This is a genomic window from Gluconacetobacter tumulisoli, assembly GCF_014174155.1.
GTDB lineage: Bacteria > Pseudomonadota > Alphaproteobacteria > Acetobacterales > Acetobacteraceae > Gluconacetobacter > Gluconacetobacter tumulisoli.
Window position 1 is genome coordinate 70,687 of the sequence record NZ_JABEQM010000002.1, and the last position, 17,491, is coordinate 88,177.

Below are 17,491 nucleotides of genomic sequence, written 5' to 3' on the forward strand. Positions count from 1 at the left end.
CCATTAGGCATGCGGAACCCCTGTCTCGAGGATCTTCATGGCTCTTTCAACGTCACTGCCGCCGGGATCGACCTCCCGTCGCGCGTCATTCGCGGTCGTGCTGGCGATCGAATTGTGGGAACGGTTCGGCTATTACGGCATGCAGGCGGTCCTGCTGCTGTTCATGGTGCAGCATCTGGGGGTGGAGGACAGCCAGGCCAACCTGCTGATGGGGGCGTTCGCCGCGATGACCTATGCCCTGCCCGCGCTGGGCGGATGGCTGGGCGACAGGATCCTGGGCTCGCGCCGCGCGATGCTGCTGGGCGCGATGGCGCTGACCGGCGGCTACGCCCTGCTGGCGGTGGCCACGACGCGGCCCGCACTGCTGACCGTCGCCATGGCGGTCATCGCGACCGCGAACGGGCTGTTCAAGCCCAATGCCGCCAATCTGGTGCGCCGGATCTACCAGGGCGACGACGCCGAACTGGATGCGGCATTCACGCTGTACTACATGGCGGTCAACGTCGGTTCGACGGTTTCGACATTGCTGATGCCGTGGCTGCAGGAGCGGTTCGGACCCGCGACCGCGTTCGCGGCCTGCGCGGCCGGGGTGTTCCTGGGCCTGTGCTTCTACGCGCTGCGCCGGTCACAGGTGGCGTCCATCGGGTCGGCGCCCGATTTCAGGCCGGTCCCGGTGGCGCGGTACGGCACGATCCTGCTGGGGGCGGCGGCCACGATCGGCGGGCTGAGCCTGCTGCTGCAGCATGGTCCGCTCGCACGGGACGCCGTCTGGCTGGCCGGCGCGCTTGTCCTGCTGTGCTGGGCGGCGATGTATCGCCGCGCCGCGCCGGCCGACCGGCCGGGCCTGCGCCTGGCCTACATGCTGTCGATCCAGGGCATGTCCTATTTCGTCTTCTACCAGCAGATGACGACGTCGCTGACCCTGTTCGCCCTGCGCGCCGTGCGGGACGAATTCAAGCTGGGGGGCGTGACGCTGTTCAGCCTGTCGGCCGGGCAGTTCCAGGCGTTCAATCCGATCTGGATCATGCTGGCCAGCCCGGTGTTGGCATGGATCTATCGCCGCCTGGCGCAGGCGGGGCGCGACCTGTCGATCGCACAGAAATTCACCGTCGGGTTCGCCCTGGTGACCGTCGCCTTCGTCATCTGGTGGCTGGCGGCGCTGGCCGGCGGGACGGGGCGGGTGACGCCCTGGGTGATGGTCCTGGCGTACGCGGCGCTGTCGGTGGGCGAACTGCTGGTCGGCGGACTGGGACTGGCGGTGATCGCCCGCTACGTGCCCGCCTCCATCAGCGCCTTCATGATGGGATCGTATTTCCTGGCGGTGGGCGTCGCCATGTATGTCGGCAGCATGATGGCCAACCTGGCGGCCGCCGGCCGGACCGCCGCCACGTCCGGCGCGATGGAAGGGGCGGGGCTGTACGCGGGCCTGTTCCTGCGCCTGGCCGAGGCTGCGGGGGGCATCACCGTGCTGTTCGCATTGCTGCTGCCGCTGGCGCGGACATGGGACCGCCAGCATGCGGCGGCGCACCCCGGCGCCTGAATTCGCCGGGGCGCGGCGACGGGGTGGCCGGACGCGCCGCCGTCCCGCTTCTTCCTTCTCCGCCCCACGCCGATGCCGCTATACGCCCTGTTCGCCCCGTCCGATTCGCCCCCATTTCGCAAGGAAGTCCGCCGTGAGCCACCCGCCCGCCTCGCCCGACCATCGGACCACGCCCGCCGACCTGCTGTCCGCCGTCGAGGCGGTCCTGCTGGGCGAGACGGACCTGATCGCCAACACCGCGAACATCGCCGCCCTGATCTTCGAGGCCCTGCCCACCCTCAACTGGGCCGGCTTCTATTTCCTGCGGGACGGACAGTTGGTGCTGGGCCCGTTCCAAGGGCGGGTCGCCTGCACCCGCATCGCCATGGGCCGGGGCGTCTGCGGCACCGCCGCAATCGAGCGGCGCACGATCGTGGTGCCCGACGTCCATCTGTTCCCGGGCCATATCGCCTGTGACGCCGCATCCGAATCCGAAATCGTGGTACCCGTCCTGGCCGGGGAAACCCTCGTCGGGGTGCTGGATATCGACAGCCCGGTCAAAAACCGCTTCACGCCCGAAGACCAGGCCCTGCTGGAAGGGGTGGTCGCCCTGCTGGTCCGGACCCTTTCCGCCTGAACATCCCCTACCGGCGTCGCGGAGAGCCCTCGGTCCAGGCCAGGGCCGGCAGGTCGCCATGGAAGGCCGCGGCGTTCCGGCCGGTGGCCTTGGCATGATACATGGCCTGGTCGGCGCAGGACAGCAGCGTCGCCGTCGTGGCGCCGTCTTCCGGCGCCGAGGCCACGCCGATGCTGGCGGTGACCGGGTAGCGGGTCCCGTCGACGCTGAATCCCCCCTGGAACATCGCAAGGATGGACCGGACCAGGTCCTGCACATAGGCGGTGCGTGGCCCCGCCTGCACCAGGACGGCGAATTCGTCCCCCGCGAACCGGGCGGCGATGCCCGGTGCCGCGTCGCAGGCACGGGCGGTCTCGTTCAGGGCCTGGATCAGGGCCTGGGCCACCGCCTCCAGCAGCGCGTCGCCGGCACGATGGCCGTACTCGTCATTGACCGTCTTGAAATGATCGAGGTCGATGAACAGCATGGTGACCGGCTGCCCGGTCGTCCTTTCCTCGTGGAAAAACCGCTCCAGCATTTCATTGAAATAGATCCGGTTGCCGATCCCCGTCACCGGATCCGTCTCATAGAGGCGCTGCGTCCGCTTCAGCGCCTGGTCCAGTTCCCAGTGCAGCCGCCTGACGTTCGCCGCCAGCCGCCCGACCTCGCCGCTGCCGGGCACGTCGATGTCCTGCCGCTGCTGCATCATGATGCCGGTCACCTGCCGATCCAGTTCCTCGACCGGCCCGGTGACGAAACGCCGCACCAGCCCCATCAGCACGCCGATCGACACGAAGCTCAGGCTCAGGCTAGTCACGGCCGAGACGACGGCGATCTTCCTGAATTCGCGATGCAGGTAGGATTTCGGCGGGGTCACGCGCGCATACAGGTCCGGCGCCAGGCGCACGACCGCCGACACTTCCCCGTTTGGCACCAGGGGCGTCGGGGACATCTCGATCCGGGTCCTGTACTCGGCCTCCAGCGCCGTCCGGATGGTCTGGAACCGAACCGGGCGGATCGCGATCTGCAGCAGGACGGCCTGCTCCAGACGCGAGAGGACGGGCTGGCGGGCGGTCCGCTCCTGCACAAGGCTGGACATCAGCAGGTAGGGCACGCCGTCGTCCTCGACGATCAGCGCCGAGCGCGTCAGCGCCTCGTCCTCGATCGCCGCGCGCGCGAAGGCCCGCTGGCGCTCCCCCAGCGTGGTGAACGGATCCTGGCCGTTGTCGGAATGAAAGACCAGCCGGCCATCGGATTGAAAGATGCTGCACGACACGAAGGTGTCGTCCCGGGGGTCCAGGGACTGGAGGCTGTCCTGGATGCCGACGGCCAGCGCGCGCGTCCGGTACGCCTCGTCGGTTTCGTTGAGGAACAGCAGGAAGGCGTTACTGTTGCGCACCACGTACAGCAGCCGGGATTCGAGGGACATATAATCGGCATAGGAGGATTTGAGCTGGAACGCCTCCTGGTTCAGCTGCGCCTTCTGCAGGGCGATCAGCGCCGTCCGATAGCCATGATAGGCCATGGCCCCCGCCAGGGCGTATCCCAGCAGAACGATCGGGAAAATCAGGGCGAGCGCGCGTTTATTGAGCGTCATGGATGGCGACCAGGGCGCTCATGATCCGGCGGCGGAGCTGCAGGCTGTCCGTCGGCACGGGCCTGCGGTACTCGACCGGGATCCCCGCAGGCGGATAGATCTGCGGATCGGCCCGCATGTCCCGCGGCAGCAGGGCGGCGGCACGGAGGTTCGTCGGCGGCTGCTGCAGGAAGATCGCGTTCCGGGCGGCATTGTCCGGACGGGCGAGAAAGGCGACAAAGCGCTCCGCCAGGTCCGGATGCCGGGACCGGGTCAGCACGGCCAGGCAATCGACCCACAGCACGGCGCCGTCCCGGGGCGTCACGAAACGCCACGGCCGCGCGCCGTCGCTCGTCATGTTCAGGGTCCTCTGGTCGCCGGAATTGCCCAGCCCGATGAAGATCCTGTCATGAAAGCTTTTCTCCTGCTGCGCCGTGACGGGCAGGCTGTAGGTCAGCACTGCCGGAACCTGCGCCTTCAGGACCGCGAACGCCCGCTTCAGGTCCTCGACATCGCCGCTGTACATCGGCCGGCCCAGGAACCCCAGGGCGGCGGCCATGATCTCCTCCTCGTCGTCGGTCATCGCGATATGGCCGGCCAGGGCGGCCGCGGGGCGCAGCAGGTCGGCCCAGGATTCCGGCGGGGTGGCCAGGCGGTCGGTACGATAGACGATGCCGGTCGCCCCCCAGATATAGGGCACGCCATACCGGCCGCACATCGACCGCCACCGCGCCTCGCTCCGGCTCTCGGGGGGCAGTGGGTAGCGGTCCTGGTCGACCAGCAGCCCGCGTTGGCCCAGGGCATCGATATGGGCACTGTCGATGACCGCCATGTCGATCGGCGCTTCGACATTGGCAATCAGAAGATCGCGCCGTTCCCCATTGTCGAAGATGATCTGGTTCAGGTCGGTCCCGGTCGTGCCGGTCCACGCCTTCGCCAGACTGGGGGCGAGATCCCACTCCCAGATCAGCAGGTTCAGCGACACGGCGCGCGCCCCGGGCACGCAAGTCAGGACCAGCAGGCCGGCCAGCAGGCAAACCGGGCCGCATTTCCCGGATTTCGATGCCGCGCGCGGAACCTCGCCGTTCCCTGCCCGCCTCATCGACCAGCCGTCGCGCGCCAGCGTCCGGTCTCCCCGTACCCGTCAGGCCGGCGCGCGTGACGGGGATGCCCGGCCGGCAAGGCAGGGACGGACGCGGTCATCGACGAAAGTGGCGACGCTCCAGGAACTCGACATGGCGACATGATAAGGCGGTTTGGTATCCCGAAACTATAGTTTTATTTTAATTGACCCCCTTCCTGGCGGGGCCGGCGGACCACATCCCGAACAGGCGCCTACGGCGATATCAGGACATTGCAGGCCAGGTAGATAAACAGCGCGCCGCCCAGCAGAAGCAGAATCCCGACCAGGACCAGGTCGGACCGGCCCCCGCCGCCCCGCTGCGGGTCCGGCGACTCGATCCCGCAACGAATCCGCCGGTACCGCTGGGTCGCGACCACCATCATCGCGCCGCCCAGCAACAACAGCAGCAGGCCGACGATATCGCCGAACAGATGTCGTCCGGCGGAGACCCGGCGGCCGTCCAGCGACGCCGCCGCGACCTGCAGGAACAGGTCGAACCGTTCGACAAGGAAACCGAACGCCATGACGGCCAGCGCGGTCCGGATCCACGCCAGGAACGTCCGTTCGTTGGCGGCATGATCGGAAAAATGAGCAATCATGGCAGCGCCTTTCCCGATCGAACCATCCACCCGCACGAATGCTGCCTGAAAATGCGGGCTGACGAGCACGCCGGACCGCCGGCGCGCGTCTTCAAACAGGTTTTCAGAGAATGTCCCGCCGGCCGCGCCGCCACGACGCCATCGCCGCGAAGACCCCGTCGCGCAGGATCAGTCCATGCAGCAGCGCCGCGCCCAGATGCACGACGATCACGCCGAACAGGGTGAAGGCCAGCCAGCTATGCAGGTGGCGCAGCACGGCGAACAGCGCCGGATCGTGCGGCAGAATCGGCGGCAGGCGCACCGGCCCCCACAGCACGACCGGATAGGCCCCCGCCGACAGCATCCCCCAGCCGACCAGCGGCATGGCGAACATCAGCGCGTAGAGCACGACATGCGACCCGATGGCGGCGATCCGCTGGATCAGGGGCATGGCCGCCGGCAGCGGTGGCGGCGGCACCAGCAGGCGGTTGGCCAGCCGCGCACAGGCCAGCAGCAGGATCGCGATGCCCATGGGCCGGTGCAGGGCGACCAGGGTGGCATAGGCCGGTCCCTCGGTCGCGGCCATGGATACGCCGACGAACAGCATGCCCAGGATCATCGCCGCCATCAGCCAGTGCAGCACCCGCGCCAGGACGGAAAAACGGACGATGGGGGTCATGGCCTGTCCTCGGCCGCGATCGTCGCGGGGGTGATGGCGCTGGGCGGCTTGGCCTCGCCCGCGCGCAGGGTGAACGACCGCATGTAGGCCGCCGACCGCGCGGCGGGGATCGGATCGTCCGACGGTACGATGCCGGCCGGCAGCACCAGCGGATCATAGGTGATGCCGGTGCAGGCGCCGCCGTCCTCGCTCTCGGCGGCGTCCAGGGTCAGGATCCCGGCCTCGACCTGCCGGCGGTCGGCGGGCCAGGGCAGGGTCGGATCGGCCGTCGGGTCGGACGGCGCGCCAACGATCACCATCAGCCGCCAGGACAGCGGATGCCGGCGCAGGACCGCGAGCAGGTCGTCGAACAGGTAGTCCCGGCCGGTCCCGGCGGTCGCGGGTACGAAGGGCTGTACCGGCACCATGTCCCAGCGCACGGGGGTGGAAACCCCCTGCGCGTTGACGAAGCGGAAACTGTCGAGGCTGCGATAGGTATCGTCGGCGAAGCCCGAGGACACCGGACGCGCGCCCACCAGGCCCAGCGCCCGCGCGACCTCCGGATGGCCGGCCAGGAACGGCCCGACCCGCGCCGGATCGGGCTTGCCCGTCGCGGGATCGGGACGGGTCGCCAGCAGCAGGTCGCGGAATTCCCGCGCGCTCCGCGCGACGAAGACCGGGATATCGTTGATCCCCATGCGCCATTCCGCCCCATCGGAGGGCAGGATGCGCAGTGCCATGCTGCGGACCTTGGCCGGGGCGTCGGCCTGGAACGGCATGCCGCCCGCCAGCGCGAACCGCCCGACCACCGCCGAGCGTTCGGCCCGGAACACCGCCGCCGTCGACAGGGGCACGGCCTGGCCACTGCCCTGGAACCAGCCGGTGACGCACACGCCCTTGGCATGGTTGCGCCGGAAGCCGGGATGGATGCCGTCCACCGCCGCCAGGGTCTCCATCATCCGCGCCTGCGTCAGGCGGTGCGGCGACAGCCATCCGGCGCTCCAGGCGAAGGCCGCCACGACGCCCAGCATGACGGCCCCGATTACCCCCAGGCGCAGCATCGTCCCCGGATCGAACAGGGACACGGGTCCCGTCGCCCCGCCTCCCCTTTTCGGCTCTGTCATCGCACCCTCCCCCACCCGCCCGGCTCACGAGGCCCGACAACGCGTCCCCGTCGCCGATCGTTCATCCCTCCGGCGAATCCATATCACGACGCCAGGTCAGGGGCGCGGATGCAGGCGGTTCCGTCGGCTTTCACGCAGGTCCAGCAGGCCCAGGAACGCCATCTCGCGATCCAGCTCCCCGGCGACCAGGCGGATGGCGTGCGCCAATCCCGCCTGCCCGCCCAGGATGGTCGCGAAGAAGAACGGCCGTCCGATCATCACGCCGTCCGCCCCCAGCGCGATCGCCTTGATGACGTCGCCCGCCCGCCGCACCCCGCTGTCCAGCAGGATCGTCATGTCCGGGCAGGCCTGCCTGATGGCCGGCAGGGCCTCCAGCGGCGCGATGACCGAATCGAACAGCCGCGCGCCATGGTTCGACACGATGATGCCGTCCACCCCGATGTCGCGCGCGCGGATCGCATCGTCCGGCGCCAGGATGCCCTTCAGGACCAGCCGCCCCCGCCACATCCTGCGGATGGCGCGGATATGCTCCCAGTTGAAATCCGCCGCCCCGCCCACCGGCCCGATGCTGCGGGCGAAGATGGACGGGCCACGGACCGGCGCGATGTTCTCGATATGCGGAATGCCGCGCGCCAGCAGGGTCCGCGCGAACCGGCCGGCCACCCAGCGCGGATGCGTCAGCATGTCGAACGCCAGCCGCAGGGAAGGACGCAGCGGCATGGTGTAGCGCGCGCGCGTTTCGTCCTCGCGCCGGGCGCCGACGGGAACGTCCACGGTGATGACCAGGGTGGTGAAGCCTGCCCGGGCCGTGCGCGCCATCATCCGCTCGATAACCGACAGGCTGCTGGGCAGATAGGCCGCGAACCACGCGTCGGGATTGGCCCGGATCACCTCTTCCATCGGCGTGATGGAATTGGCGCTGAGCTGGTAGGGCACGCCCGCCGCGCGGGCGGCCCGCGCCATCGCCAGGTCCGCGTCGAACCCCACGACGGCGGCGGCCCCGAAGGCCGAAATACCCACCGGCATGGCGAAATCCTGGCCCAGGATCGTGGTGCGCGCGCTGCGCCCGCCCACGCCGCGCAGCACGTGCGGGACCAGGCACCAGCGATCGAACGCCGTGCGATTGGCCGCCAGCGCACGCCCGTCGCCGGCCGACCCGGCGACATAGGCGAACAGCGCGCGCGGCAGGAAGCGGCGGGCATCGCGCGTATAATCGTCGAGGTTGAGGTAACGCAGCTGGTTGCGCCGGGCCTGCCAGGCCGCGATCAGGCGGTCGCGCACCGGCCGCGCGATGCGCGCCAGCACGCCGCCGCGCGGCGCGATTTCGTACATATCCTGGCAATCCATATGTTTTTCCTTGTCCGTTGACCGAAGCAATCCCGACGTTCCCCTCATGCCGACCGCGCGACAGGCGCGGCGCGCGGCGCGCGGGGCGGCAGGACGGGCAGGCGTTCCAGCGGCCCGACGATGAACAGGTAGGACCCGGCCCCCACGACGCACAGCGCCCCCGCGATCGTCAGCGGAATGACGAACGAGCCGTGCGTCAGGCTGAGCATGACGCCGGTAAAGGTGGAGATCCCGATGCCCGCCAGGTTGGCCGCGAAATTCTGCAACGCGCCGATCGAGGCGACATTGCCCGGCGACGGTGAGACCTCGCCCGGCAACGCCCAGATATTGGCGGCGGTGAAGGCCAGCGCGGCATAGGACAGCGTCATCAGGCCGAGCGCGACGAAGGTGCTGTCGGTCAGCACCGAAAAGGCGATGGAGCACGAGGTCAGCATGCCGCCCACCAGGCAGGTCTTGCGCGCGACCGTCGCGCTGAACCCCCGGCGGATCATGGCATCGGAGGTCAGCCCGCCCAGCCAGCCGAAGGGAATGGCCAGCAGGGCCGGCAGCATCCCCAGCGTCCCCAGGTCGCGCAGCGAGAAGCCGCGCACCTGCATCAGATAGGTCGGAAACCAGGTGATGAAGAAATAGATCGTGAAATTCAGGCAGAAGAACCCCAGCATCATGCCCCAGATGGTCCGGTAGCGCAGCAGGCTCAGCCAGGGCACGGCGGGAACGGCATCAGGCGCGCGCGGGTCCGTCCGGCTGGCCGACAGCGCGGCAAGGTCCGCCGCCGTGACCTTGGGATGATGCTGCGGATCGCGATAGAGCACCAGCCAGACCCCGACCCAGACGATACCCAGCAGCCCCGTCCAGATGAAGGAATGCCGCCACCCGACGACCGAGACCAGCCACGCCACGACCGGCAGCGCCAGCGCCGAGCCCACGCGCGACCCGCTGTCGAAGATGCTGCTGGCGAAGGCGCGTTCCGACCGGGGGAACCAGTTGAAGGCCACCTTCGCGAAGCTGGGCAGGGCGCCGGCCTCGCCGATGCCCAGCAGCAGACGCGCGGCCAGAAGGGTCGGCAGGCCGGTCGCGAACGCGGTCGTGGCGGTAAAGACCGACCACCAGCAGACCGACACCGCCAGGCACACCCGCACCCCCAGCCGGTCGATCAGCCAGCCGACCGGCAGTTGCATGAAGGCGTAGGTCCAGAAGAAGGCGCTCAGCGCCAGGCCCGTGGAGGTCGGGTTCAGCCCCAGGTCCTTCTGGATATGCGGAACCGCCACCGCCAGGTTGGACCGGTCGAGGAAATTGATCACGTTGGCCAGGAAGCACAGCCCGATCATCACCCATCGCAGCTTGGTCATCCAGATGCTCCTCTTTTCGAGCTTTTCTTGTTCTTGTCGAGCAGTGCGGAATCAGGACCGACGGCAGGCCCCGCCAGCCGTCATCCCGGCGGGTCGCGCAGGTGCCGAAGCGATCGCAGGACCTCGCGCAGATGCGTGCGCAGCATGGCCTGCGCCCCGCGCCCATCCTGACGGTCGAAGGCCCGCACGATCGCCGCGTGCTGGTCGATCAGGCGCCGGACATGGCGCTGCCGGTCCAGGCTGAGGATCCGAACCCGGTCCAGGTGGGGCTTGGCCATCGTGATGACGTCCCACACCCCGGCCAGCCCGGCCGTGTCGGCCAGGGTGGCGTGAAACGCCTCGTCCAGTTCATGGAACTCCGCCAGGTCGCCCGCCGCGGCGGCATCGGCCTGCCGGTCGACCAGCGCGGTCAGGGCCGCCGCGACGTCCGCCGACCAGTTGTCCAGGATGCGGGGCACCATGCCGCATTCCAGATGCTCTCGGATGAACTGGGCCTCCAGAACGCGATCGACCTCGATCGGGGCGACGAACGTGCCCGATTGCGGACGCGACCGCACCAGCCCGTCGGCCACCAGCCGCAGCAGCGCCTCGCGCACCGGGGTGCGGCTGACCGCCAGCCGGTCGCAGAGAACCTTTTCCGAAATGCGCGCGCCCGGCAGCAGCCGGCCGCAGACGATGTCGGCGCGCAGGCGGTCGAACACCTGCGTCGCCAGCGGCGGCGCGCGGTCGGAACGCAGCACGGCCCCTTTGCCGCCGGATGTCAGGCTGCCCGATGCGGACATCGCCCCTCGCTTTCCTTTTCCTGCAGGTCCTGCCCGCCGCCCAGCGTTAAGCCGCCCCGGCGCCCGGTCCAACTGATATATTAGTGACCAGCTTTTTCCCGCGGCGGGGCATGGAGAAAGCACCTCGCCAATCCCGGGACCATGCCCTAGAACTCCCGGGCGTCGGGGCTGCGGGGCGTCGCTACGCCCGTCCTGTCCTGTTTTTCGTCTTCATGTCCCCAACGGTGCGGCCCGCTTCATGCTTCAGATCGATTCTCTCGTCTTCAACGCCTGGGGGCGGCGCTTCTTCGACCGTGCGTCGGTGACCCTGCCGAACCCGTCGAAGGTCAGCCTGGTCGGGCGCAACGGCGTGGGCAAATCGACCCTGTTCAAGCTGATCAAGGGCGAACTGCAGCCGGATTCCGGCGAAATCGCGATTCCCAAGGCCGCCCGCGTCGCCGCGGTGGACCAGGAACATCCCGCGACGCCCATCAGCGTGATCGATACGATCCTGGCCGCCGACACCGAACGCGCGGCGCTGATGACGGAACTGGAGACCGCCGAGCCCGAACGCATGGGCGACATCTGGTCCCGCCTGATCGAGATCGACGCCGACAGCGCGCCCGCCCGCGCGGCCGAGATCCTGAACGGCCTGGGCTTCTCCACGGCGGACCTCGACCGGCCGATGGCCGAGTTCTCGGGTGGATGGCGGATGCGCGTGGCGCTGGCCGCCGCCCTGTTTTCGCAACCCGACCTGCTGCTGCTGGACGAGCCGACGAACTACCTGGACCTGGAAGGCGCATTGTGGCTCGAGGCCCGGCTGGCGCGCTATCCGCATTCCGCGCTCATCATCAGCCACGACCGGGAGCTGCTGAACAATTCGGTCGATTTCACCCTGCATGTCACCGAAGGCAAGCTGGAGCTGTACGCCGGCGGCTATGATTCGTTCGAGCACCAGCGCGCCGAGAAGATCCGCCTGCAAAGCGCCACCCGCGCCAAGCAGGAGGCCGAGCGCGCCCACCTGCAATCCTTCGTCGACCGCTTCAAGGCCAAGGCCAGCAAGGCCGCGCAGGCGCAGAGCCGCATGAAACGCCTGGCCAAGCTGGAACCCGTCGCCACCACGATCGAGGCCCGGGTTTCCCCCTTCATCCTGCCCTCGCCGCCGCGCCCGCTGGCCCCGCCGCTGATGCGGCTGGAGGGGGTGGAGATCGGCTATGGCGACGACGCGCCCGTCCTGGCGGGGCTGGACCTGCGGCTGGACGTGGACGACCGGATCGGGCTGCTGGGGGTGAACGGCGCCGGCAAATCGACCTTCGCCAAGATGGCCGCCGGCGCGCTGGCCGCCCGATCGGGACGGGTGACGCGATCCGGGCGGATGGAGGTCGGCTGGTTCCACCAGCATCAGATCGAGGCCCTGAACCCCTCCGATACGCCGCTGGACATCATCCGCGCCGCCCGCCCGACCGACAGCGACCAGTCCCATCGCTCGCGCCTGGCGCAGTTCGGCATCCATTTCGAGAAACAGGGCACGACGGTCGAGGCCCTGTCGGGCGGCGAGCGCGCGCGCCTGCTGCTGAACATGGTGGCGATGGCCGCTCCGCACCTGCTGATCCTGGACGAACCGACGAACCATCTCGACATCGACAGCCGCCGCGCCCTGCTGGACGCGCTGAACGAGTACGAGGGCGCGGTGATCCTGATCACCCACGACCGCTCGCTGATGGAACTGGTGGCGGACCGGCTCTGGCTCGCCGCCGACAATACGGTGGCGCCCTTCGATGGGGACATGGACGATTACGCCCGCTTCGTCCTGGACCGCGCGCGCGGCGGCACCTCCGCCCCCTCGCAGGCCGCCTCGAAGGAGAAGCGGCGCAAGGCCAAAGGCAAGCGCTGACGCCGATCAGGGCGCAACGGGCGCGATGCGGACCAGCAGATAGGGGCGTTCCTGCATGTCCTGCCCGTCGTGGAAGGCGGGCAGGCGCGACCATTGCCCCACCGTCATCCACAGCGCGCCCCCGTCAAGCGCCAGGCTGTCCGGCGCGATCAGGCGCGGATCGTGGGCGACCATGGACAGCCGCCCGTCCGGCGTGCGCCGCAGGACGCCGTGGCGTTCGATATCGGTGATATAGAAGCTGCCGTCCCGCGCCGTGGCCATGCCGTCCGCGACGCCGACTTCCCCTTCGTCGCGCACCGCCCGTTCCAGTGCGTCGTCCGTGACCGCCGGGTCCGCCAGAAGCGCCGTGGGCGCGCTGTACAGGCGGCGCGAGGACAGTGGCGCCCAATAGAGGCGGCTGGCGTCCCGGTCCAGCGCGATGCCGTTCACGCCGCCCTGCCCCATCGCGGGGTGGGCCAGGTCGTAGCGGGCCATCCGGCCGTCCACTTCCATCGCGAAGCCGGGTTCCGCGCTGACGCAGGGCCGGTCTGCCAGCACGCGCCGCGCCTGCCCGCGCGCCAGGTCGACGACGACCAACGCCGGATGGCCGGCCTGCGACGTGTCCGAGATGTAGGCCGTCCCCGCGACCCCGTGCGTCAGGTCGACCCGCACGTCGTTCACATGGGAATCCGGCCGGACGGCGGGCGCGTGCAGGGCGATACGGGCGAACACCGCGCCCGACGCCGGATCGATCCCGATCAGGGCCGGCCGCGGGGCGGCCCTGACGCCGGCCACCATCCCTTCATCGACCACCCACAGGCGTCCCCGGGCGTCGCGCGTCATGCCCAGCGGCGACAGGAACGTCTTTTGCGCGGCGGCACTGGGAAACGGCAGAAGGCGGCCGTCCGTCCAGGTCGCCAGGCGCGGGCCCGGATGATCCTGGGCGCTGGTGGGAAAGGACAGCACCAGCCGTCCGTCGGGCAGCAGCGCGATCCCCGACGGCTCGGCCTGGGAGAACCGCCCCACGACCTCGACATTGCCCGACGGCGCCGCGCCACGGTCCACGCTGTCCGCGCCCAGCGCGGGCCGGACCATTCCGGCGGCCAGAAGAACGCCGCACAGCGCGCGGGACAGGCGGGTCGACATGATCGGCATCGGGCGGAACCTGGGTTTCATATCAATCCACGTTATGAACGATCTGCCGGCGGGATGCATCCAGGCACTGCCGTGAAACCCGCCGGAGACCACCGACTTTTGGAAACCAACCTGCTTTATCCACGATCGGGATCCATGATCCGGGTCCACGATCGGGGTCCGGGGCCTCAGGCCCTGGTGGGTTCGGGCAAGGCCCGACCTGCCCCGCCGCCCGTGTCGGTGCCATCCCCGGCGGTGATCGATCGGCCGGCCTCCTGCCGCCCCAGCAGCACGACCAGGAATCCGCCCAGCGCCACGACCGCTCCGGCGACGGACACCCAGGCATAATCCATCCCCGCACCGATCACCACGCCCCCCACCAGCGCGCCCAGCGCGTTGCCCAGGTTGAAGGCGCCGATATTGACCGACGCCGCCAGGTTCGGGGCCTCGGACGCCGTGGTCATCACCTGCATCTGCACCGGCGACACGATGGCGAACGCCGCCATGCCCCACAGGAAGATCGCGACGACGGCCGTCAGCACATGCGTCATGGCCAGCGGCAGCAGCAGCATCAGCCCCCCCAGCAGCCCCAGCGCGCACAGTAGCGTGCCCCGCAGCGACCGGTCCGCGAACCGCCCGCCCAGCCCGTTCCCGATCGTGAAGCCGACGCCGATCAGCACCAGGATCGCCGTCACCATGCCCGGGCTGGCGCCGATCCCCTGCTGCAGGACGGGGGCGATATAGGTCAGCAGGGTGAACATCGCCCCGGCGCCCAGTACGGTGGTCAGCAGGGCCCGCAGCACCTGCGGACGGACCAGCACGCCGAATTCGCTGCGGATTTCGGCCGGCGTCTCGGCCGGCATCTGCGGCAGCGCCCGCCACAGCGCCACCATCGCCACCAGCCCCAGCAGCGCGATCGCCGCAAAGGCCTGCCGCCATCCGACGACCTGGCCGATCCAGGTGCTCAGCGGCGACCCGACGATGGCGGCCAGGGTCAGGCCCATGAACATGGTCGCCACCGCGCTGGCCCGCCGGTCCGGCGCGACCAGCGCCGCCGCCACGATCGAACCGACGCCGAAAAACGCGCCATGCGCCAGGGACGTCACCACCCGCGACGCCACCAGCACCGCGAAATCCGGCGCCAGGGCGGACAGCAGGTTGCCCAGCGTAAAGATCGCCATCAGCCCGATCAGCACCCCATGCCGGGGCAGATGCCGCGCGCCGATCGTCATCAGCGGCGCACCGCCCATGACGCCGAGCGCATAGGAACTGATCAGCAGGCCCGCCGTGGGAATGGCGACGTGGAAATGCGCGGCGACCACCGGCAGCAGGCCCATCGGGGCGAATTCGGTCGTGCCGATGCCGAATGCGCCGACCGTCAGGGCCAGCAGGGGAAAATTGAATTTCATCTCGTTCCGCACCCTCTTCGCCCGGCTTCGTCCGTATCGCGACAGGATAGGTCACGTGACACTTGTGACATATCCAAATAGTGTGACGTGACACTTTTGGGGCTCGCGGCATCATGCGCCTTCAATCCCCCTGGCACCCCCGGCTGGCGGACGGGCCGGCCGCGCCGTCGGAACGGCTGGCGACGGCGCTGGCCGACGACATCCTGTCCGCGCGGCTGCCGACCGGGGCCCGCCTGCCGGCGCATCGCGACCTGGCCTGGCGCATCGGCATCGGCGTCGGCACGGTGACGAAGGCGTACGGCATGCTGGAACGGCGCGGCCTGGTGCGCAGCGTGCGGGGACGCGGCACCTTCGTCGCCGCCCTGCCGGGCCGGCAGGGACCGGTGATCGACCTGTCGGTGAACATGCCGCCCGCGATGATCAGCGAACGCGCGCTGGCCAGGACGCTGTCGCGGATCTCGCGCAGCATCGACCCGGACCTGTTCAACATCTATCCGCCCGTGGCCGGGCACGACGAACATCGCCGGATGATGGCGCGCTGGCTGTCCGGCCTGGGGATGGAGGCCGCGCCCGAACGGCTGCTGCTGACGAACGGCGCGCAGCAGGCGCTGGCGGTCGCCATGGCGGTCGCGTGCCCGTCCGGGGGCACCATCGTGACGGAAGCCTGCACCTATCCCGGCGCGCTGGCCCTGGCGCGGCAGACCGGACGCGCGGTGGCGGGGGTGGACATGGACGCGCAGGGCATGCGGCCCGACGCGCTGGACCGGATGCTGGCCGCGCATCGGGGCACACCCATGGCGCTCTATGTCACCCCCACGATGCACAATCCGACGACGGCCACGATGGACATGTCCCGCCGCCGCGACATCGCGGCGCTGTGCCGTCGGCACAACGTCCCGATCATCGAGGACGACGTCTATGCCTGCACAGAAACGGGCGCCGATCCCCAGGCCCTCATGCCGCTGGGAATGCTGGCCCCCGAACGGACATTCTATGTCAACAGCCTGTCGAAGACCCTCAGCCCCGGCCTGCGGATCGGGGCCCTGCTGGTGCCGTGCGCCCATCTGCACGCGGCGGAATCCGTGCTGCTGACCACGTCGCTGATGATCGCGCCGCTCTCCTATGCCGTGATGGCGCAATGGATGCTGGACGGCACGGCGCAGGCGGTGCGCGCCGCCATCCGGGCAGAGGCCGCGCGGCGGCGCGACCTGGCGGCGTCGCTGCTCGGCCCGGCCATGACCTATCCGCGCTATGACGGGTTCCATGTCTGGCTGCCGATGTCCCGTCCCGACGCGGAACGGCTGGACGGGGCAGCGGCGGCCGAGGGCATCGCCGTGACCGCGCCCGGCCTGGTCAGCGTCGCGCCGGACGCCCCCGCGACCGGTATCCGCCTGTGCCTGGGCCGCGCGCGTCTGCCGGACCTGACGCGGGCGCTGGAGGCCATCGGCCGCCACCTCGCCCCCCTGGACGGACGTCGGGCCGCTACGCCGGAACCGCCAGGGGTCGCGCCGCCTGGTCCCGCAGGGCGTCTTCCATGAAACGGACCAGTTCGCCCAGCGCGGGACCATTGTCGTGCCGTTCGCCGAAAATCGCGATCTCGCAGGACGGCAGCGGCGGCAGGCCGGCGCCGACATCCCGCAGGCCCCGGCAGCGTTGCAGCGATGACCGGCCCAGCACCGCCACGCCCCAGCCGGCCTCCAGCGCCGCCTCGACGCCCGCGACGGTGCTGCAGCTATAGACGATGCGGACCTGCCGCCCGGCCGCGCGCAGCAGGGTGCAGGCAATCCGGCGGTAGCAGCATTGCGGCGGCAGCGTCACGAATTCCAGGGCGCCGTCCGCCGCGAAGGGAGGCATCGCATGGGGGTAGGCCCGGCCGGCGATCCAGCACAGGGGTTCGCGCCAGACCACGCGCCCCGGCACGGTCTGCCCGTCCTCCCGGTTGGCCAGGACGAGGTCCAGCCCCCCGGCCTCCAGCCGGGTCAGCAGGTCGGCCGCCAGTCCGACCTGGACCTCCAGCGTCACGCCGGGATAGGCATGGCGAAAGCGCGCCAGCACCCGGGGCAGGCAATCCGGGACGAACACCTCGCCCAGCCCCAGCCGGACGGTTCCCGCCGTTTCCGGCCCCCGCAGGCGACGCAGGGCGGACCGGCTGCGGTCCAGCAGGTCGCGGGCATGCCCTTCCAGCATCTCGCCCGCGGGGGTGGGGATCGTGCTGTGGGCGTTGCGCGTGAACAGCGGACGGCCGATCAGCCCCTCCAGCTTGCGCACCCGCAGGCTGACGGCGGACTGCGTGCGTCCGACCCGGCGGGCCGCCGCGGTGAAGCCGCCGCCATCGACCACCGCCAGGAAGATTTTCAGGTCCTCCAGGTCCAGATCGTCAGGCTGCATAAGATAACCTCATCATCAAACGCCTTATAACTCGTT

The 17,491-nt window shown here is 69.8% G+C and carries 15 protein-coding genes; 4 read left to right on the forward strand and 11 right to left on the reverse strand.

Annotation, left to right across the window (positions count from 1 at the left end):
* Positions 1 to 37 precede the first annotated feature (37 nt).
* Together HLH28_RS02670 and HLH28_RS02675 are read left to right on the forward strand one after the other, a co-directional pair.
* A complete protein-coding gene (locus HLH28_RS02670; protein WP_182954105.1) occupies positions 38 to 1,540 on the forward strand; it encodes a peptide MFS transporter in 1,503 nt (500 codons plus the stop codon).
* Positions 1,541 to 1,673: 133 nt separating this feature from the next.
* A complete protein-coding gene (locus HLH28_RS02675; RefSeq protein WP_338029637.1) occupies positions 1,674 to 2,156 on the forward strand; it encodes a GAF domain-containing protein in 483 nt (160 codons plus the stop codon).
* A gap of 7 nt (positions 2,157 to 2,163) precedes the next feature.
* Here the strand turns inward: HLH28_RS02675 and HLH28_RS02680 are convergent, their stop codons facing one another.
* The 8 genes from HLH28_RS02680 to HLH28_RS02715 form a co-directional block, all read right to left on the reverse strand.
* The gene (locus HLH28_RS02680) at positions 2,164 to 3,732 is read right to left on the reverse strand and encodes a diguanylate cyclase domain-containing protein (protein ID WP_182954123.1); all 1,569 of its coding nucleotides are present in this window, start codon (positions 3,730 to 3,732) and stop codon (positions 2,164 to 2,166) included.
* A complete protein-coding gene (locus HLH28_RS02685; RefSeq protein WP_182954126.1) occupies positions 3,719 to 4,813 on the reverse strand; it encodes a polyamine ABC transporter substrate-binding protein in 1,095 nt (364 codons plus the stop codon). Before HLH28_RS02685 ends, HLH28_RS02680 begins: the two co-directional genes overlap by 14 nt.
* 233 nt (positions 4,814 to 5,046) lie before the next feature.
* On the reverse strand, positions 5,047 to 5,433 hold the full coding sequence (locus HLH28_RS02690) for a YidH family protein (RefSeq protein WP_182954129.1): 387 nt from the start codon (positions 5,431 to 5,433) through the stop codon (positions 5,047 to 5,049).
* A gap of 103 nt (positions 5,434 to 5,536) precedes the next feature.
* Entirely contained in the window at positions 5,537 to 6,091 is a 555-nt protein-coding gene (locus tag HLH28_RS02695; protein ID WP_182954132.1) for a cytochrome b, read from the reverse strand.
* Entirely contained in the window at positions 6,088 to 7,194 is a 1,107-nt protein-coding gene (locus HLH28_RS02700) for a catalase family peroxidase (RefSeq protein ID WP_182954135.1), read from the reverse strand. The genes HLH28_RS02695 and HLH28_RS02700 overlap by 4 nt, the downstream gene beginning before the upstream one ends.
* Positions 7,195 to 7,290: 96 nt before the next feature.
* Positions 7,291 to 8,541 carry an alpha-hydroxy acid oxidase gene (locus tag HLH28_RS02705; RefSeq protein WP_246395624.1) on the reverse strand — a complete coding sequence of 417 codons (1,251 nt, stop codon included), beginning with the start codon at positions 8,539 to 8,541 and terminating at the stop codon, positions 7,291 to 7,293.
* Between the two features lie 44 nt (positions 8,542 to 8,585).
* Complete coding sequence (locus HLH28_RS02710; RefSeq protein ID WP_182954139.1) at positions 8,586 to 9,890, reverse strand: MFS transporter; 1,305 nt, start codon at positions 9,888 to 9,890, stop codon at positions 8,586 to 8,588.
* An 80-nt stretch (positions 9,891 to 9,970) separates the two neighbouring features.
* A complete protein-coding gene (locus HLH28_RS02715) occupies positions 9,971 to 10,672 on the reverse strand; it encodes a GntR family transcriptional regulator (RefSeq protein WP_182954143.1) in 702 nt (233 codons plus the stop codon).
* A gap of 238 nt (positions 10,673 to 10,910) precedes the next feature.
* On the opposite strand from HLH28_RS02715, the gene HLH28_RS02720 reads away from it, so the two are divergent.
* Positions 10,911 to 12,545, forward strand: coding sequence for an ABC-F family ATP-binding cassette domain-containing protein (locus HLH28_RS02720; protein WP_182954146.1), 1,635 nt, complete (start codon positions 10,911 to 10,913; stop codon positions 12,543 to 12,545).
* Positions 12,546 to 12,551: 6 nt separating this feature from the next.
* On the opposite strand, the gene HLH28_RS02725 is transcribed toward HLH28_RS02720, so the two are convergent.
* The gene (locus tag HLH28_RS02725; RefSeq protein WP_408869810.1) at positions 12,552 to 13,679 is read right to left on the reverse strand and encodes an SMP-30/gluconolactonase/LRE family protein; all 1,128 of its coding nucleotides are present in this window, start codon (positions 13,677 to 13,679) and stop codon (positions 12,552 to 12,554) included.
* A 167-nt stretch (positions 13,680 to 13,846) separates the two neighbouring features.
* Positions 13,847 to 15,067: an MFS transporter gene (locus HLH28_RS02730; RefSeq protein WP_182954148.1), complete on the reverse strand. Its 1,221-nt coding sequence runs from the start codon at positions 15,065 to 15,067 to the stop codon at positions 13,847 to 13,849.
* Between the two features lie 113 nt (positions 15,068 to 15,180).
* On the opposite strand from HLH28_RS02730, the gene HLH28_RS02735 reads away from it, so the two are divergent.
* Positions 15,181 to 16,605, forward strand: coding sequence for an aminotransferase-like domain-containing protein (locus HLH28_RS02735; protein ID WP_182954152.1), 1,425 nt, complete (start codon positions 15,181 to 15,183; stop codon positions 16,603 to 16,605).
* Here HLH28_RS02735 and HLH28_RS02740 read toward each other — a convergent pair.
* Positions 16,550 to 17,455, reverse strand: a complete 906-nt coding sequence (locus tag HLH28_RS02740; RefSeq protein WP_182954156.1) for a LysR family transcriptional regulator — start codon at positions 17,453 to 17,455, stop codon at positions 16,550 to 16,552. The genes HLH28_RS02735 and HLH28_RS02740 overlap by 56 nt on opposite strands.
* Positions 17,456 to 17,491: the final 36 nt, after the last annotated feature.